Consider the following 16,816-nt stretch of genomic DNA (forward strand, 5'->3'; position numbering starts at 1 on the left):
ACGCCGTCGTCGAGCAACCCCCGCACGAGCGCGCCTACGGCTTCGCCGGCGACCACGACGGCACGACGGCGCCGGGTCCGCGACCGGCCCCGCAGGGCGACTCGCCGTTCACCCCCGACTGCGGCGCGCCGCTGCCGTGGCCGCTGTCCGGGCGTTCGGCGCCGGCGCTGCGGGCCCAGGCCCGGCGCCTGCACGAATCCTTGAGCGCCTCTTCGCGATCCGACGCAGCCGACGTCGGATTCTCGCTGGCCACCACCCGGGCCCACTTCGAGCACCGAGCCGTCGTGCTGGGCACCGACCCCGCACAGCACCTGGAGGCCCTGGCCGCGCTCGCTCGCGACGAGCCCCCGACCAACACGGTGCGCGGGGTGGGCGGCGCTCCCGGCGAGACGACCCGAACGGTCTTCGTGTTCCCGGGGCAAGGCGCCCAATGGGCGGAGATGGGCCTCCGGCTCCTAGAGGACTCCCCGGTGTTCCGGGAACGCATCATGGCCTGCGAGCAGGCATTGGCTCCCCACGTCGGCTTCTCGGTGAGCGGGGTCCTGCGCGGCGTGCACGGGGCGCCCCCGCTGGAGCGGGTCGACGTCCTCCAGCCGGTGCTGTGGGCGGTCATGGTGGCCCTGGCCGAGCTGTGGACCGCGGCGGGGGTGCGCCCCGACGCCGTGGTCGGCCACTCCCAGGGCGAGATCGCCGCCGCCTGCGTGTGCGGCGCGCTCTCGCTGGAGGACGGCGCGCGTGTGGTCACCGCGCGCAGCCGGCTGTCCATCCCGCTGATCGAAACCGGCGGCCTGCTGGCGGTTCCGGTGCCGGCCGAGGAGGCCGCGGCGCGGATCCGCCCGTGGGGCGGGCGACTGAGCGTCGGCGCGCTCAACAGTCCCGAATCGGTCGTCATCTCCGGCCGCCAGGCGGCCTTGGAGGAGGTGCAGGCCGAGTACGAGCAGGAGGGGGTCAACGCCCACCTCGTCGCCTCCGCCTTCGCCTCCCACTCCCCGGAGATGGAAGTCCTGCGCGGCCCCATCGCCGCGGAGCTGGAAGGACTGGCCCCGCGTTCGGGAAGCGTGCCCTTCCACTCCACCGTGCGCGGCGAGGTCGTCGACGGGGCCGAGCTGGGCGCCGACTACTGGTTCGCCAACCTGCGCCACCCCGTGCTGTTCGAACCCGCGGTCCGCGCACTCGCCGAAGCCGACCGGTGCGTGTTCGTCGAGATCAGCCCGCACCCCGTGATGGGCCCCGCGGTAGCGCGCACCGTGGAGTCGGCCGACACCCCGCCCGGCGCGGAGCAGCGGGTGGTGGCCACCCTGCGCCGCGACGAGGGCGGCCCGGAGCGCTTCACCGCCGCCGTCGCCGAGGCCTACACGCACGGCGCCGCACCCGACTGGGACGCGCTCTTCGCCCAGCGCGCCCGCGGGACGGTCCACCTGCCGACCTACGCCTTCCAACGCCGCCGATACTGGGCCGGCGCCGCGGGCGCGGCCGACCCGGCCGTCGGCGTCGGCTCCGAGGAGCACGTACTGCTGGGCGCGGCCGTCTCCCGCGCCGGCACGCGCGGTTTCCTGCTCACCGGCGAGCTGAGCCTCCACCGGATGCCGTGGCTGGCCGACCACGCGCTGGCAGGCGAGGCCCTGCTGCCGGGAACCGCCCTGGCCGAGCTCGCGCTGCGCGGCGGCGACCACGCCGACTGCCCGCATCTGGTCGAACTGGTCATGCACACTCCGCTCCGGCTCCCGGCGACCGGCGGCCTGCACGTCCAGGTCCGCGTCGACGACCCGGTGGAGGGCGGCCGCCGCGCCGTCACCGTCCACTCCCGGCCCCGCCCGACAGAGCCCGGCCCCTGCGTCGACGATCCGTGGACCGTGCACGCCGAGGGCCTCGTCGCGCCTGGCCCGAGAGCCCCCGGCGCCGCGTCCGCCGAGCTCGCCGGACCGTGGCCGCCGCCGGGGAGCGAAACCGTGCCCGTGGAGGACGCCTACACGGCCCTGGCGCGTCGCGGCTACGAGTACGGGCCCGCCTTCCGCGGACTGCAGGCGGCCTGGCGCTACGGGGACCGCCTCTTCGCCGAGATCGCCCTGCCGCCCGAACGGCACGCCGAGGCGGCGGCGTGCGGAATCCATCCCGCGCTCCTCGACGCCGCCCTGCACCCGCTGCTGCTGGAAGCCGCCGCGCGGGACGGCGCGGAGCCGGCGCCGCAGCTCCCCTACAGCTGGGAGGGCGTCGCTCTGCACGCCGAAGGCGCCACCGCCCTGCGGGTATGCCTGACCCCGCGGGAGGAGGGGAGCTTCGCGGTGGAGGCCGCCGACCCCATGGGCGCCCCCGTCCTCACGGCCGAAGCCCTCACGGCCCGCCCGGTCCCCGCCTCGGCCGCGGGCGAGCACAGTTCGCAGCCTCTGCTGCGAGTGGACTGGATCCCGGCTCCCGCCGAGGAAGCACCGGCTCCACCCTCCGGGTGGGCGGCGCTGGGGCGGCGCTCCGGCACCGGACGGCCGCGCGACGGTATCGGCCACTACGCCGACTTCGCGGAACTGAGCGCGGCCGTGGACGCCGGCGCACCCGTCCCACCGGTCGTGCTTTATCGGAGCGCTCCCGCGACCGCGGGAGCCACCGCGCACACCGCGGTCGCCGACGTCCTCGCGCTCATCCGAGCCTGGCTTGCCGACGACCGCTTCGCCGCCGCGCGACTGGCGGTGGCGACCACCGGAGCGGTCGCGGTCGACACCGCCCCGATCGCCGGGACCGCCCTCGGCGCGGACGGGCCGGACCGCTGCGAGCCCGACCTCGCCGCATCCGCGCTGTGGGGCCTGCTGCGTTCCGCGCAGAGCGAGCACCCCGGCCGGTTCGCGCTGGTGGACCTGGAGCCGGGGACCGGTACCGAGGACGGCACCGCCGCGCGGGTGCTCGCGGCCGCCCTAGCCGCCGGCGAGGACCAGATCGCACTCCGCGGCGGCACGTACCACGTCCCGCGCTTGGCGGCCGCGGAGTCCGCCCGGGTGATCCCGCCGCCCGGCGGCGAACCGTGGCGGCTCGAACCCGCCGGAGACGGCAGCGTGCGGTTGCACGCGGTGCCCAACCCGGCGGCGACCCGCCCCCTGGGCGAGGACGAGGTGCGCGTCGCCGTGCGCTCGGCCGGACTGAACTTCCTCGACGTCATGCTGACGCTGGGGATCTTCCCCGCCGAGTACGAGTTCGGCACCGAGTGTGTGGGCGAGGTCGTCGAAACCGGCCGCAACGTGACCGACCTCGCGCCCGGAGACCGCGTGATGGGCATCATGCACGGCGCCTTCGGCACTGTCGGCGTCGCCGACCGCCGCACGTTGGCCGCCGTCCCCCGCCACTGGAGCGACACCCACGCCGCGGCCGCCCCCATCGCCTACCTCACCGCCTACTACGCCCTGGTCGACCTGGCCGGGGTGCGCCCGGGGGAGCGGGTGCTCATCCACGCCGCGGCCGGAGGCGTGGGCCAGGCGGCCCTGCGGCTGGCAGCCCACCTGGGCGCCGAAGTCCTCACCACCGCCGGCCGCGGCAAGTGGCCGGTGCTGCGCGACCTCGGCGTTCCCGACGCCCGCATCGCCGACTCGCGCGCGCTCGACTACGAGACCGCCTTCGGCGGCGACGGCGGAGCCGACGTGGTGCTCAACTCGCTCACCGGCCCGCACATCGACGCGTCCCTGCGCCTTCTGGCCTCAGGCGGGCGCTTCATCGAGATCGGCAAAGCCGAGGTCCGCGACGCGGATGCGGTCGCCGCGGACCATCCCGACATCACCTACCGGGCCTTTCAACTCGGCGAAGCCGGACCCGAGCGCATCCAGCAGATGTTCCTGGAGATCCTGCGCCTGTTCGACCAGGGTGTGCTGGGGCACCTGCCCGCGGCCGCATGGCCGATCGGCCGCGTCCACGAGGCCTTCCGGTTCCTGCAGCAGGGCCGGAACGTCGGCAAGGTCGTGCTGGAGCTGCCGAGCCGTCCCGATCCCGGCGGCACCGTGCTCATCACCGGCGGCACCGGGCGCCTGGGCGCCCTCACCGCCCGCCATCTGGTGCGAAACCACGGAGCCCGCCGCCTGCTGCTCGTCAGCAGGCGCGGCACCGACGCGCCCGGCAGCCGGGAACTGGCCGAGGACCTGCGCGGTCTGGGAGCCGAGGTCGACATCCGCGCCTGCGATGCCGCCGACCGCGCCGCCCTGGCGGAGGTGATCGGCGACGTGCCCGCCGACCGGCCGCTCACCGCGGTCGTACACGCCGCCGGAGTCCTCGACGACGCGCCGGTCACCGACCTCACCCCCGAACGCGCCGCACCGGTGCTCGCGGCCAAGGCCGACGCCGCCTGGAACCTGCACGAACTCACCCGCGACCTGCCGCTGGCCGCGTTCGTGCTGTACTCCTCGGCGGCGGGGGTTCTGGGTGCCTTCGGCCAGGCGGCCTACGCCGCCGCCAACACCTGCCTGGACGCGCTGGCCGCCCACCGCCGAAGCCGCGGACTGCCCGCCACGTCCCTGTCGTGGGGCCTGTGGGCCGACCGCAGCGAGCTCACCGCCGGGCTGGCCGAGGCCGACCTCGCCCGGATGCGCCGCCAGGGCCTCGCCGGGGCGCTGGAGACGGATCAGGCGCTGGAGCTGTTGGACACCGCGCTGACCACGGGTGAGGCGCATCTGGTTGCCGTTCCGGTCGACGTGGCCGGGTTGCGCGAACAGGCGCACGCCACAGGCGGGGTCGCTCCCATGTTCCGCGGCATGGTCCGGTCGCCCCGGCGCGGCACCGCGGCCCCCGGCGGCGAGACCCCCGCCCCGGCCCGCGGACTACCCCGGGATTTCGCGTCCCGATCCGCGTCCGAGCGCACACGGATCCTGCTGGAGCTGGTATGCGGCCTGGCGGCGGAGGTTCTCGGCCACGCCGACGCGGCCGTCGGCGCCGAGCGCAGCTTCCTGGAGCTGGGCCTGGATTCGCTGACGGCGGTGGAACTGCGCAACCGGGTGGCCGCCGCCGTCGGCATGCCGCTGCCTGCCGGTGTGGTCTTCAACCGCTCGACGCCCCGGGCCCTGGCCGTCCATCTGCGCGGGATGCTCGAGGGCCGAACAGGGGGGGAGCCGGCGGGCGGTGCCGGTGCCGCCGACCCCGGCGGTCCCCGCCAGGAGGAGGGGTCGGTCGGCGGGGACGACGACAGCATGGTCGCGCTGTTCCGCCGCGCCTGCTCCACCGGCCGCGTCGAGGAGGGCCTGCGCATGCTGCGCGCCGCGGCCCGGCTGCGTCCGGCGTTCGAGGCCGAACAGGACCAGGCGGCGCCGCGGCCGCTGCTGATGTCGCAAGGTGGGGCGCCGCGGTTCGTGTGCTTCCCGTCGCTGGTGATGATCTCCGGACCGCACGAGTACGCCCGCTTCGCGGCGGCCCTGCGCGGCACCCACGGGGTCCACGTGCTGCCCCACGTGGGCTTCGCCGGGGATGAGGACCTGCCCGCAACGGTCAGAGCCGCCGCCGGACTCCAGGCTTCAGCGGTGGAGGAGGTGTGCGGAGGGGACCCCTGCGTCCTGGTGGGCCGCTCCTCCGGGGGCTGGATGGCCCATGCCGTGGCCGAGGTCCTTGAGCAGCGCGGCAGCCGCCCGGCGGGACTCGTCCTGCTGGACACGCCACTGCCCAGGGACGCCGGGCTGATCCCTCTGATGGGCGGCATCCTCGAACGCGACCACGAGCTGGGCCTCACCGACGGGGCCCGCGCTACGGCGATGGGCGGCTACCTTGACCTGTTCGAGGACTGGTCGCCGCACAAGACCACCGCCCCCACGGCACTGGTGCGGCCCGACGACCCGGTCACCGACGAGCACGGCGCCCTCGTGGGAGGAGCGCTCTGGCGCTTCGACTGGCCGCTGCCGCACGACGCTCTGGAGGTTCCCGGCGACCACCTGACCATGCTGGAGGACCACGCGGAGGCGACCGCGCACGCGGTGCGCGACTGGGTGGCGACGGCGGTGGGGCCCCACTGACCGCGGTGGGCGAGGGGGCCGGCGGCGGCGCCGCGGACACTCCGGTGTCAGTCCGGTTCGCGTCCCGGAGCCTGCCGGGGCTCGGCGTCGGCACCGGAGGGCGGTGCCGGCGCGGGCTCCGCCGGCCGGCGGGTGGCGCCGACGCTGGCGGTCACCACGCAGGCGACCGCAAGCCACTGCCACAGCGTCAGAAACTCGTTCAGCAGCACCAGTCCCACCAGGGCGGCCGCCGCGGGTTCCAGGCTCATCAGGATTCCGAAGACCCGCGGCGGCATCCGGCGCAGGGCCTGCAGCTCCAACGTGTAAGGCACCACCGAGGACAGCAGCCCGATCGCCAGTCCGATCAGCAGCAGCCGGGGGTCCAGCAGCGCCGAACCGCCCGCGGCCACTCCCGCCGGCGCGACCATGACCGTGCCGACGACGCTGGCCACCGCCAGCCCCGACATGCCGGAGAACCGGCGACCGGTGGCGGCGCTGAACATGATGTAGCCCGCCCAGGCCGCGGCCGCCAGCAGTGCGAACAGCACGCCCGCCAGCGTCAGCGTCCCGTCGCTGCGCCCCAGCAGCACCACGCCGGTGCCGGCCAGCGCCACCCACAGCAGGTCGGTTCTGCGGCGCGATCCGATCACCGCCACCGACAGCGGCCCCAGGAACTCGATGGTGACCGCGATGCCCAGCGGGATGCGCGCGAAGGACTGGTAGATGGCGAAGTTCATGGTCGCCAGGCAGACGCCGAAGCCGATCGCCACCGTCCAGTCGGCGCGCGAGCGGCCGCGCAGTGCCGGACGGGCCAGCCCCAGCAGCACCACGGCCGAGGTCAGCAGGCGCAGCCACACGACCGCACTGGGCGGCAGCACGGCGAACAGTCGGCTGGCGACGCCCGCTCCCGCCTGCACCGAGAGGATGCCGACGAGCACGAACCAGGTCGGCGGAACCGACTCGCCGGCCGCCCGAAGCAGACCCGCACCGCTGGGCAGTCGTCCCCAGAGAGGGCCACCGGATGAATTCGCCGCAGCATTCGTGCTCACGGGCGTCCATCCTATGCCGCGCCCCGCTGCGTCCGCGGCCGAATCTTCCCGCCCGGTGCGCGGCCCACCCCCGAGGTTTCGGACGTGCGGTTGTACGGAATGCTGACCTTCACCGCGAAATGCGCGATCCGAGGCGAGACGAGGAGCCCATGGCGTTTTCGGTGACCTCTGAGGTGGGACGGCTGCGGCAGGTCATCGTCCACCGCCCCGGCCTGGAGCTGAGCCGGATCACCCCCTCCAACAACGACGCCCTGCTCTTCGACGACGTGTTGTGGGCCGAGAGGGCGCGCGAGGAGCACGACGCCTTCACCGCGCTGCTGCGCGACCGCGGTGTGGGGGTGCACCTCTTCGGCGAGCTGCTCGAAGACGTCCTGGCGCTGCCGGAGGCCCGCGCCTACGTGCTGGACTGCGTGTGGGACGAGCGGTTCTTCGGCCCGATGGCGGTCGACGCGCTGCGCGCGGCCTTCGAGGCCATGGACCCGGCCACCCTGTGCCGGTTCCTCATCGGCGGCATCACCAAGCGCGAGCTGCTGGAGCGCATCGAGGAGCCCCGCTCGGTGTGGCTGCACACCCTCGGCCTCGACGAATTCGTCCTCACGCCGCTGCCCAACCACCTCTTCACCCGCGACACCTCCTGCTGGATCGGCGGCGGCGTGTCGATCAACGCCATGCGCAAGAAGGCGCGGCGCCGCGAGACCATCCACTACGAGGCCGTGTACCGCTGGCACCCTCGCTTCGCCGATTCCGCCTTCGAGCTGTGGAATCCGGGCCACGCCTGGGGGCCGGCGACCATCGAGGGCGGCGACGTCATGCCGATCGCCGACGGCTCGGTCCTGGTGGGCCTGAGCGAGCGCACCCAGCCCCAGGCCGTGGAGATGCTCGCCCACGAACTGTTCGCCCGCGGCGGCGCCCGGCGGCTGCTCGGGCTGTGGATGCCCAAGGCCCGCGCCATCATGCACCTGGACACGGTGATGACCTGCGTCGACCGCGGCGTGTTCACCAAGTACTCAGGATTGGGCATGCTGCCCTCCTACACCATCGAGCCCGGCGACACCGACAAGGAGCTCAAGGTCACCGACAACCCGCCCGAGCGCATGCACGACGCCATCGCCGAGGCGGCCGGGTTGGACGAGATCACCGTGCTCACCCCGACCCAGGACGTGTTCTCCTCCGAGCGCGAGCAGTGGGACGACGGCTGCAACGTCTTCGCGCTGGAGCCGGGCGTGGTGGTCGCCTACGAGCGCAACGCCGCATCCAACGACTACCTGCGCGAGCACGGCGTGGAGGTGCTGGAGATCAGCGGCAGCGAACTGGGGCGCGGCCGCGGCGGCCCCCACTGCATGACCTGCCCACTGGAGCGCGAGGACTAGTCGGCCGCCCGCCTGCCCGCCCGCCGGCCGCGGCGGCGGGTCAGGGAGTGGAGCGGGTCCGGTGGGCGGAGCCGGGCCGCTCGCCCGCGCCCCCGGGCGCATGCGCCGCCCTGACCGTCCGTCCCTCCTCCGGCACCCCCGGCGCGGCGGCGTGGCCGCCCCGGGCGCCGTCGGCGCCGCGCCGCGGCGCCGACGCGACCACGGCCCCCAGTGCCAGCAGCCAGGCGAGGGCCTCCACACCCGGCTGGATCAGGATCATCGCCAGCCCCACGACCGTTCGCCCGCCCAGCCCGGTGCCCGCCTGCAGCAGCAGCCACGCGAACGGCAGCGCCGCCGCCGCGAGCTGCACCGACAGCGCCGCCCACATCAGCCGCGCGCGCACCGGGCGGCGGCGTACCAGCAGCACGGCGCCGACCGCGAGCACCACCAGCGGCGGCCCCAGTGAGCGGATCAGCGTCACCAAGGGCACCCCGATGAACTCCACCCGCACGACCTTATCGGGCAGCAGGCCGGCCGCGAGCTGCGGCGCGGCGGGCCCGCGGGACCGGGGCGCTCATTCCCAGCGGAACAGCCGTGCGGCCAGCACCGCGCCGATCACCGCCCAGACCGCGAGCACCACCACGGGCCACGGCGACGGCGCCGCCCCGTCGGCGAGCACGCTGCGCAGCCCTTCGGCCAGCGCGGTGATCGGCAGGGCCTCGACCACCGGTTGCACGGCCTGGGGCAGCCGGTCGATCGGGAACACGACCCCGCCCAGCCCCAGCAGCACCACGTAGACGAGGTTGGCCGCCGCCAGGGTCGCCTCGGCGCGCAGCGTCCCGGCCATCAGCAGCGCCAGCGCGGTGAAGCACGCGGTGGCCAGCAGAACCAGCAGCACCGCATAAGCGGCGCCGGCCGCGTCGGCCTGCGGGCGCCAGCCCAGAGCCGCGGCGGTGGCGCAGATGAGCACGGTCTGCACCAGCTGGACCGCCAGCACGGCCAGGGTTTTGGCCGCCAGCAGGCCACCGCGCGGAAGCGGCGTGGCGCCCAGCCGCTTGAGCACCCCGTAACGGCGCTCGAAGCCCGTGCCGATGGCCTGGCCGGTGAAGGCCGTGGACAGCACGGCCAGCGCCAGCACTCCCGGTGCGAGGAAGTCCACGCGCGGTCCCGGACCCAGGTCCAGAACGGGCGTGACGCTGAACCCCGTCAGCAGCAGTAGCGGGATCACCATGGTCAGCAGCAGCTGCTCGCCGTTGCGCAGCATGATGCGCAGCTCCATGGCCGCCTGCGCGGCGATCATGCGGTGCTGCGGCGCTGCCCCGGGGGCGGGGGCGAACAGGTCGGATGGGGTGCCGGTGCGGGATCGGGTCATGGTTAGCGCAAGTCTCGGCCGGTGAGTTCGAGGAAGACGTCTTCGAGGCTGCGCCGCTGTACGCGCAGCCCTTCGGGGGACACGCCGTTGGCGGCGCACCAGGTGCCCACCGTGGCGACCAGTTCGGGGCCGACCCCCTCGCAGGCCTCGGCGGTGACGGCGTACTCGGTGCGCGGGGCCCTCCCGCGGCCCTCACCGGGCTCGCGTCCGCCCTCGCCGCGCCGCTCGATCCGCGCGGCGCTCGGCAGCGCCGCCCCCAGCGCGGCGGTGTCCAGGTCGGCGTCGGCGCGGAAACGCAGCTCCTGGCGGGAGTCGGTCAGCTCGCTGGGGGCGCCGGCGGCCACGGTCCGGCCGTGGTCGATGATCACCACGTGATCGGCGAGGCGTTCGGCCTCCTCCATGTAGTGGGTCGTCAGGACCACGCCGACTCCGCTGTCGCGCAGCTCGGCGATGAGGTCCCACGTGGCGTGGCGGGCCTGCGGGTCCAGTCCGGCGGTGGGCTCGTCGAGGAAGACCAGCTCGGGACGGCCGACCACGGCCGCGGCCAGCGACAGCCGCTGCTGCTGGCCGCCGGAGAGCCGGCGGAAGGGCGTCGCGGCCGCCGAGAGCAGGCCCAGCCGCTCCAACAGCACGTCGGGGGAGACGGGGTGGGCGTGGAAGGAGGCCACCAGGCGCAGCCATTCGCCGGCGCGGGCCCCGGTGGGCACGCCGCCGGACTGCAGCATCACTCCCACACGGGGTTTGAGCGCGGCGGAGTCGGCACCCGGGTCCAGGCCCAGCACGCGCACCCGGCCCGCGTCGGCGCGCCGGAACCCCTCGCACGTCTCGACGGTGCTGGTCTTGCCCGCGCCGTTGGGGCCGAGCAGCGCGGTGACCGCGCCGCGGGCCGCGGAGAACGTCAGGCCCGCCACGGCGGTGGTCGCGCCGTAGCGCTTGACCAGATCGGTGGCCTCGACCGCGGCTGTCTCCATGGGACCCGAGTCTAGGGCGGGGGCTCGGCCGACCTGCACCGGCCCGCCCGCGCGCCCGCTGCGGTCCGGACTCCCGACGCTGGGCTGGGCATATGCGGACCGCCTTCCCGCGGGAGCGCCGCGGGAATAACGGACGCGCGTTTTCGTTGCCGAATGCGGGTAGCCGGCCGCGGCCCGCACCGCCGCCCGGCGTCGGGAGGGCTCCGCAGGCCGATCAGGCAAGCCTTCCCTGCGTGATCGACCGCATGGAGGGGCGTTTGCCTGCCGGGACTTATTTACGCCACACTGATGTTGTGAAAAACGTGGGGAACCGACAGCAGCCAGAGGAAGGCGCAGCCGCAGGCGCGCCTGCGGCTGCTCACGGTCCCGAGCGGGGCGCCGAGAACGGCACACGCGCACGCGTCGCGCGGCTGATCCTCGAACACGGGCCCATCACCGCCGCGGTGCTGGGGGAGCGGCTCGGCCTCACCCCGGCGGCCATCCGCCGCCACCTTGACAACCTGATGAACGAGGGCATGGTCGAGGCCCGCGACTCCCGCAGCCACGGGCGCCGCGGCCGCGGTCGGCCGGCCCGGGTCTTCGCCATCACCGAAGCCGGGCGGGACGCTTTCGTGCACGGCTACGACGACCTCGCCGCCAGCGCACTGCGGTTCCTCTCGGAGAAGGCCGGGTCCGAGGCCGTCGCCGAGTTCGCCCGGCGCCAGGTCGCCGACCTGGAACGGCGCTACCGCCCGATGCTGGCCGCCGCCCCGCCCCAGCAGCGCATCCGGCTGCTGGCCGAGGCGCTGTCCAACGACGGCTATGCGGCCTCGGCGGGCGAGGCCCCGGCTCCGGGCGGCGGCGACCAGCTGTGCCAGCACCACTGCCCGGTGGCCCACGTCGCAACGGAGTTCCCCGAGCTGTGCGAGGCCGAGGTCGAGGTCTTCGAGCGGCTGCTGGGCACTCCGGTGCGGCGGTTGGCCACCATCGCCCACGGCGACGGCGTGTGCACCACACACGTCACCCCGCGCGACATCACAGCGGCCGATCCCCGTCCCGCGGGGGAGCCGGTCCACTCGCGCACCGATGAGAACACGCCCGCCCGCCCCCACCGGGCGAAAGGGCGGGCAACGTCAGATGAAGGACGTCTGAGTCCAGGAGGATCCGCGTAATGACGTCTACCGCGCACCCCGAGCTCGACGGGCTCGGCACCTACGAGTACGGCTGGGCCGACTCCGACGAAGCAGGCTCCACCGCTCGCCGCGGCCTCAGTGAAGAGGTCGTCCGCGACATCTCCGGCAAGAAGGACGAGCCGGAGTGGATGGAGAAGCTCCGCCTCAAGGCGCTGCGCCTGTTCGACAAGAAGCCGCTGCCCGAGTGGGGTGCCGATCTGTCGGGGATCGACTTCGACAAGATCAAGTACTTCGTGCGTTCGACCGAGCAGCAGGCCGCCTCTTGGGAGGAGCTGCCCGAGGACATCAAGAACACCTACGACAAGCTCGGCATCCCCGAGGCCGAGAAGCAGCGCCTGGTCGCCGGTGTCGCCGCGCAGTACGAGTCCGAAGTCGTCTACCACCAGATCCGCGAGGACCTGGAGGCGCAGGGCGTCCTCTTCCTCGACACCGACACCGCGCTCAAGGAGCACCCGGAGCTCTTCCGGGAGTACTTCGGCACGGTCATCCCGCCCGGCGACAACAAGTTCGCCTCGCTCAACAGCGCCGTGTGGAGCGGTGGTTCGTTCATCTACGTTCCCCCGAACGTGCACGTCGAGATCCCGCTGCAGGCCTACTTCCGGATCAACACCGAGAACATGGGCCAGTTCGAGCGGACGCTGATCATCGTCGACGAGGGCGCCTACGTCCACTACGTCGAGGGCTGCACCGCACCGATCTACAAGACCGACTCGCTGCACTCGGCGGTCGTCGAGATCGTCGTCAAGAAGAACGCCCGCTGCCGGTACACGACCATCCAGAACTGGTCGAACAACGTCTACAACCTGGTCACCAAGCGCGCCGTCGCCTACGAGGGCGCCACCATGGAGTGGGTCGACGGCAACATCGGCTCCCAGGTGACGATGAAGTACCCGGCGATCTACCTGATGGGCGAGCACGCCAAGGGCGAGACCCTGTCGGTGGCCTTCGCCGGCCAGGGCCAGCACCAGGACGCCGGCTCCAAGATGGTGCACTGCGCGCCCAACACCTCCTCGACCATCGTCTCCAAGTCGGTGGCGCGCGGAGGCGGACGAGCCTCCTACCGCGGGCTCATCCAGGTGCAGGAGGGCGCCGACCACTCCAAGTCCACGGTCAAGTGCGACGCGCTGCTCATCGACACCGAGAGCCGTTCGGACACATACCCCTACAACGACATCCGCGAAGACGACGTGGAGATGGGCCATGAGGCCACCGTCTCCAAGGTCAGCGAGGACCAGCTCTTCTACCTGATGAGCCGCGGTCTGGACGAGGACGAGGCCATGGCGATGATCGTCCGCGGGTTCGTCGAGCCCATCGCGCGCGAGCTCCCCATGGAGTACGCGCTGGAACTCAACCGGCTGATCGAGCTGCAGATGGAAGGAGCGGTCGGTTAAGCATGGCCAGCCCCAATCTCGGAATCCGCGAGCACTCCCACGGCGGAGAAGACGTCCCGATCTCGCGCCTGGACGTGCACGGCTCCTTCGAGTCCGCGAGTTTCCCCGTGCCCAACGGGCGCGAGGAGGAGTGGCGCTTCACGCCGCTGCGTCGCCTGCGCGGCCTGCACCAGGGCCGCGAGATCGCCGACGGTGTCGTCACCGTCGAGGTCTCCGGCCCTGACGAGGCCGTCGTCGAGCGGGTGGGTCGCGACGACTCCCGGCTCGGTGCCTCGTTCCTGCCCAACGACCGCGTCAGCGCGCTGGCCTGGGAGAGCTTCACCGACTTCAACCCGGCCACGGTGGTGACCGTGCCCAAGGACACCGAGCTCGCCGAGACGGTGTTCGTGAAGATCACCGGCACCGAGTACGGCGACGCCTACGGCCACACCGTGGTGCGGGCCGAGCCGCACTCGGCGGCCACCGTCGTACTGGAGTACGCCGGCTCGGCCGTCTACGCCGACAACGTCGAGTTCGTCGTCGAGGACGGCGCCTCGCTGACGGTGATCAGCCTGCAGGACTGGAACGACGACGCCGTCCAGGTCTCCCACCACTACGCCACGGTGAACCGCGACGCCCGCTTCCGCAGCTTCGTGATCACCCTCGGCGGCGACCTGGTGCGCCTGTCGCCCAGCGTCCGCTACAAGGGCACCGGCGGCGACGCCGAGCTGCACGGCCTCTACTTCACCGGTAAGGCCCAGCACCACGAGCACCGCTCGCTGATCGACCACAACGAGTCCAACACCCGCAGCCGCGTCGAGTACAAGGGCGCGCTCAGCGGCGAGGACGCCCACGCGGTGTGGATCGGCGACGTCATCATCGGCGAGGGCACCACCGGTACCGACTCCTATGAGCACAACCGCAACCTGGTGCTCACCGACGGCACCCGGGTCGACTCGGTGCCCAACCTGGAGATCTTCACCGGAGAGGTCGAAGGCGCCGGCCACGCCAGCGCCAGCGGCCGCCTCGACGACATCCACCTGTTCTACCTGCAGTCGCGCGGCGTCCCCGCCGACGAGGCCCGGCGCCTGGTGATCCGCGGGTACTTCCAGGAGCTCATCGGCCGCATCGAGGTTCCGGAGCTGCGCGACCGCATCATGGACGAGGTAGAGGAGAAGCTGGCTCGCCATGAGTGACGGTTACACCCGTGTGTGTTCGCTGAGCGACGTCCCCGACGAGGGCGCGCTGGGCGTGGAGGTCGGCGACACTCCGGTGGCGGTGGTGCGCAGTGAGGGCGAGATCTACGCCATCAGCGACATCTGCTCCCACGCCGAGGTGAACCTGTCCGAGGGCGAGGTCGAAGACGGGACCGTGGAGTGCTGGCTGCACGGATCCTGCTTCGACCTCGGGTCGGGCAAGCCGATCAACCCGCCGGCGACCCAACCGGTCGCCACCTACGCAGTGCAGATCGACGGCGACGACGTCCTCGTCTCGCTGGACACCCAGAGTTCAAAAGGCTGAATCGCATATGACGAAGTTCGAAATCCGCGGGGTGCGGGCCGACGTCCTCATCGGCGCCGAGGAGCGCCAGGAGATCCTGAAGGGCGTCGACCTCACCATCAACTCCGGCGAGACGCACGCCATCATGGGCCCCAACGGCTCCGGCAAGTCGACGCTGGCCTACGCCATCGCCGGCCACCCCCGCTACGAGATCACCGACGGCGAGGTGCTGCTCGACGGCGAGAACGTGCTGGAGATGAGCGTCGACGAGCGCGCCCGCGCCGGCCTCTTCCTGGCCATGCAGTACCCGGTCGAGGTTCCGGGCGTGTCCATGTCCAACTTCCTGCGCAGCTCGGTCACCGCGGTGCGCGGCGAGGCCCCCAAGCTCCGCACGTTCTCCAAGGAGCTGCAGGAGGCCATGGGCAACCTGTCCATCGACTCCTCCTTCGCCTCGCGCGGCGTCAACGAGGGCTTCTCCGGCGGTGAGAAGAAGCGCCACGAGATCCTCCAGCTGGAGCTGCTCAAGCCGCGCATGGCGATCCTCGACGAGACCGACTCCGGCCTCGACGTCGACGCGCTGAAGGTCGTCTCGGCCGGCATCAACAGGGCGCGGGAGTCCGGCGAGGTGGGCGTCATGCTCATCACGCACTACACCCGCATCCTCAACTACGTCCAGGCCGACCACGTGCACGTGTTCGCCGGCGGCCGCATCGCCGCCTCCGGCGGGCCGGAGCTGGCCGACACCCTGGAGTCCGAAGGCTACGAGCGTTTCGCGAAGGCAGCGGCGAAGTGACGACGAGCGAGCTGGGGCGCCTCGACGTCGAGGCGGTGCGGGCGGACTTTCCGATCCTGGCCCGCACCGTCCGCGACGGGCGCCCGCTGGTGTATCTCGATTCCGGAGCGACCTCGCAGAAGCCCCGCCAGGTACTCGACGCCGAACGGGACTTCTACGAACGCCACAACGCGGCGGTGCACCGCGGCGCGCACCAGCTCGCCGAGGAGGCCACCGACGCCTACGAGAGCGCCCGCGCGACCATCTCGGCGTTCGTGGGCGCCCAGCCCGGTGAGGTCGTGTTCACCAAGAACGCGACCGAGGCCATCAACCTGGTGGCCTACGCCATGAGCAATGCCGCCACCAGCGGCGAGGCCTACGCCCGCTTCGTCGTCGGCCCCGGCGACGAGATCGTGGTCACCGAGATGGAGCACCACGCCAACCTGGTTCCCTGGCAGCAGTTGTGCCAGCGCACCGGCGCGACGCTGCGGTGGTTCCCGGTGACCTCCGATGGACGGCTGGACCTGAGCGGCATCGACGAGCTGATCAACGACAACACCAAGCTCGTGGCGCTCACCCACCAGTCCAACGTGCTGGGCACCGTCAACCCGGTCACGGCCATCGCCGAGCGCGCCCACGCCCACGGCGCGCTCGTCCTGGTCGACGCCGCGCAGTCGGTGCCGCACATGCCGGTCGACGTCACCGAGCTGGGTGTGGACTTCCTGGCCTTCTCCGGGCACAAGATGCTCGGTCCCAACGGCATCGGCGTGCTGTGGGGGCGTCCGGAACTGCTGGCGGCCATGCCGCCGTTCATCTCCGGCGGCTCGATGATCGGCGTGGTCTACATGGACCACACCACCTGGGCCGATCCGCCGCAGCGGTTCGAGGCCGGCGTTCCCATGGCTCCGCAGGCCGTGGGGCTGGCCGCCGCCTGCGACTACCTCAGCGCCGTGGGGATGGAGAACGTGCTCGCCCACGAGCAGGCGTTGACCCAGTACGCGCTCAAGCAGGTGGGCGACCTGCCGGGCGTGCGCATCGTCGGCCCGACCGACCCCGTGGACCGCGGGGGCGCGATCTCGTTCACGGTCGAGGACATCCACCCGCACGACGTGGGCCAGGTCCTCGACGACGTGGGTGTCGAGGTGCGCGTGGGCCACCACTGCGCATGGCCGCTGCACCGGTGCTATGAGACCGTGGCCACCACGCGGGCGACGTTCTACCTGTACAACACGTTCGCCGAAGTCGACGCCCTGGCCGAGGGAATCCAGGCCACGCAGCGGTTCTTCGGCACCGCGGCGGCACGCTAGGAGGGGCAC

The 16,816-nt window shown here is 72.9% G+C and carries 12 protein-coding genes; 8 read left to right on the forward strand and 4 right to left on the reverse strand.

Annotation, left to right across the window (positions count from 1 at the left end; all coding sequences use genetic code 11):
- Nucleotides 1–5,966: SDR family NAD(P)-dependent oxidoreductase (locus LP52_RS01480; RefSeq protein WP_052809302.1), on the forward strand; the 5,966-nt coding region annotated here is incomplete at its 5' end.
- 47 nt (nt 5,967–6,013) lie between these two features.
- On the opposite strand, the gene LP52_RS01485 is transcribed toward LP52_RS01480, so the two are convergent.
- Entirely contained in the window at nt 6,014–6,943 is a 930-nt protein-coding gene (locus LP52_RS01485) for an EamA family transporter (protein ID WP_052809322.1), read from the reverse strand.
- Nucleotides 6,944–7,143: 200 nt separating this feature from the next.
- Between LP52_RS01485 and LP52_RS01490 the strand changes: the two genes are divergently transcribed.
- Nucleotides 7,144–8,364 (forward strand): arginine deiminase, encoded by a 1,221-nt coding sequence (locus LP52_RS01490; protein ID WP_040270091.1) that lies wholly within the window; start codon nt 7,144–7,146, stop codon nt 8,362–8,364.
- Nucleotides 8,365–8,404: 40 nt separating this feature from the next.
- On the opposite strand, the gene LP52_RS27895 is transcribed toward LP52_RS01490, so the two are convergent.
- The 3 genes from LP52_RS27895 to LP52_RS01505 form a co-directional block, all read right to left on the reverse strand.
- Nucleotides 8,405–8,848, reverse strand: coding sequence for a hypothetical protein (locus LP52_RS27895; RefSeq protein ID WP_193789928.1), 444 nt, complete (start codon nt 8,846–8,848; stop codon nt 8,405–8,407).
- A gap of 69 nt (nt 8,849–8,917) precedes the next feature.
- Nucleotides 8,918–9,715 (reverse strand): ABC transporter permease, encoded by a 798-nt coding sequence (locus LP52_RS01500; protein ID WP_040270093.1) that lies wholly within the window; start codon nt 9,713–9,715, stop codon nt 8,918–8,920.
- Between the two features lie 2 nt (nt 9,716–9,717).
- Entirely contained in the window at nt 9,718–10,686 is a 969-nt protein-coding gene (locus LP52_RS01505; protein WP_040270095.1) for an ABC transporter ATP-binding protein, read from the reverse strand.
- 302 nt (nt 10,687–10,988) lie between these two features.
- Between LP52_RS01505 and LP52_RS01510 the strand changes: the two genes are divergently transcribed.
- The 6 genes from LP52_RS01510 to LP52_RS01535 are packed head-to-tail and all read left to right on the forward strand — an operon-like array spanning nt 10,989 to nt 16,807.
- Nucleotides 10,989–11,837: a helix-turn-helix transcriptional regulator gene (locus LP52_RS01510; protein WP_040270098.1), complete on the forward strand. Its 849-nt coding sequence runs from the start codon at nt 10,989–10,991 to the stop codon at nt 11,835–11,837.
- Nucleotides 11,837–13,249 (forward strand): Fe-S cluster assembly protein SufB, encoded by a 1,413-nt coding sequence (sufB, locus tag LP52_RS01515; RefSeq protein ID WP_040270099.1) that lies wholly within the window; start codon nt 11,837–11,839, stop codon nt 13,247–13,249. The genes LP52_RS01510 and sufB overlap by 1 nt, the downstream gene beginning before the upstream one ends.
- Nucleotides 13,250–13,251: 2 nt before the next feature.
- Nucleotides 13,252–14,424, forward strand: a complete 1,173-nt coding sequence (gene sufD, locus LP52_RS01520; protein ID WP_040270100.1) for a Fe-S cluster assembly protein SufD — start codon at nt 13,252–13,254, stop codon at nt 14,422–14,424.
- Nucleotides 14,417–14,749, forward strand: a complete 333-nt coding sequence (locus tag LP52_RS01525; RefSeq protein ID WP_040270101.1) for a non-heme iron oxygenase ferredoxin subunit — start codon at nt 14,417–14,419, stop codon at nt 14,747–14,749. The genes sufD and LP52_RS01525 overlap by 8 nt, the downstream gene beginning before the upstream one ends.
- A 7-nt stretch (nt 14,750–14,756) precedes the next feature.
- Entirely contained in the window at nt 14,757–15,521 is a 765-nt protein-coding gene (gene sufC, locus LP52_RS01530; protein ID WP_040270102.1) for a Fe-S cluster assembly ATPase SufC, read from the forward strand.
- Complete coding sequence (locus LP52_RS01535) at nt 15,518–16,807, forward strand: cysteine desulfurase (RefSeq protein ID WP_040270103.1); 1,290 nt, start codon at nt 15,518–15,520, stop codon at nt 16,805–16,807. The genes sufC and LP52_RS01535 overlap by 4 nt, the downstream gene beginning before the upstream one ends.
- The last annotated feature ends 9 nt before the right edge of the window (nt 16,808–16,816 follow it).

This window comes from Streptomonospora alba (genome assembly GCF_000826685.1).
Lineage (GTDB): Bacteria > Actinomycetota > Actinomycetes > Streptosporangiales > Streptosporangiaceae > Streptomonospora > Streptomonospora alba.

Coding starts and splice junctions, on each gene's coding strand:
- LP52_RS01490 (WP_040270091.1), top strand. CDS start 7,144: ATGGCGTTTTCGGTGACCTCTGAGGTGGGACGGCTGCGGCAGGTCATC.
- LP52_RS01500 (WP_040270093.1), bottom strand. CDS start 9,715: ATGACCCGATCCCGCACCGGCACCCCATCCGACCTGTTCGCCCCCGCC.
- LP52_RS01505 (WP_040270095.1), bottom strand. CDS start 10,686: ATGGAGACAGCCGCGGTCGAGGCCACCGATCTGGTCAAGCGCTACGGC.
- sufB (WP_040270099.1), top strand. CDS start 11,837: ATGACGTCTACCGCGCACCCCGAGCTCGACGGGCTCGGCACCTACGAG.
- sufD (WP_040270100.1), top strand. CDS start 13,252: ATGGCCAGCCCCAATCTCGGAATCCGCGAGCACTCCCACGGCGGAGAA.
- LP52_RS01525 (WP_040270101.1), top strand. CDS start 14,417: ATGAGTGACGGTTACACCCGTGTGTGTTCGCTGAGCGACGTCCCCGAC.
- sufC (WP_040270102.1), top strand. CDS start 14,757: ATGACGAAGTTCGAAATCCGCGGGGTGCGGGCCGACGTCCTCATCGGC.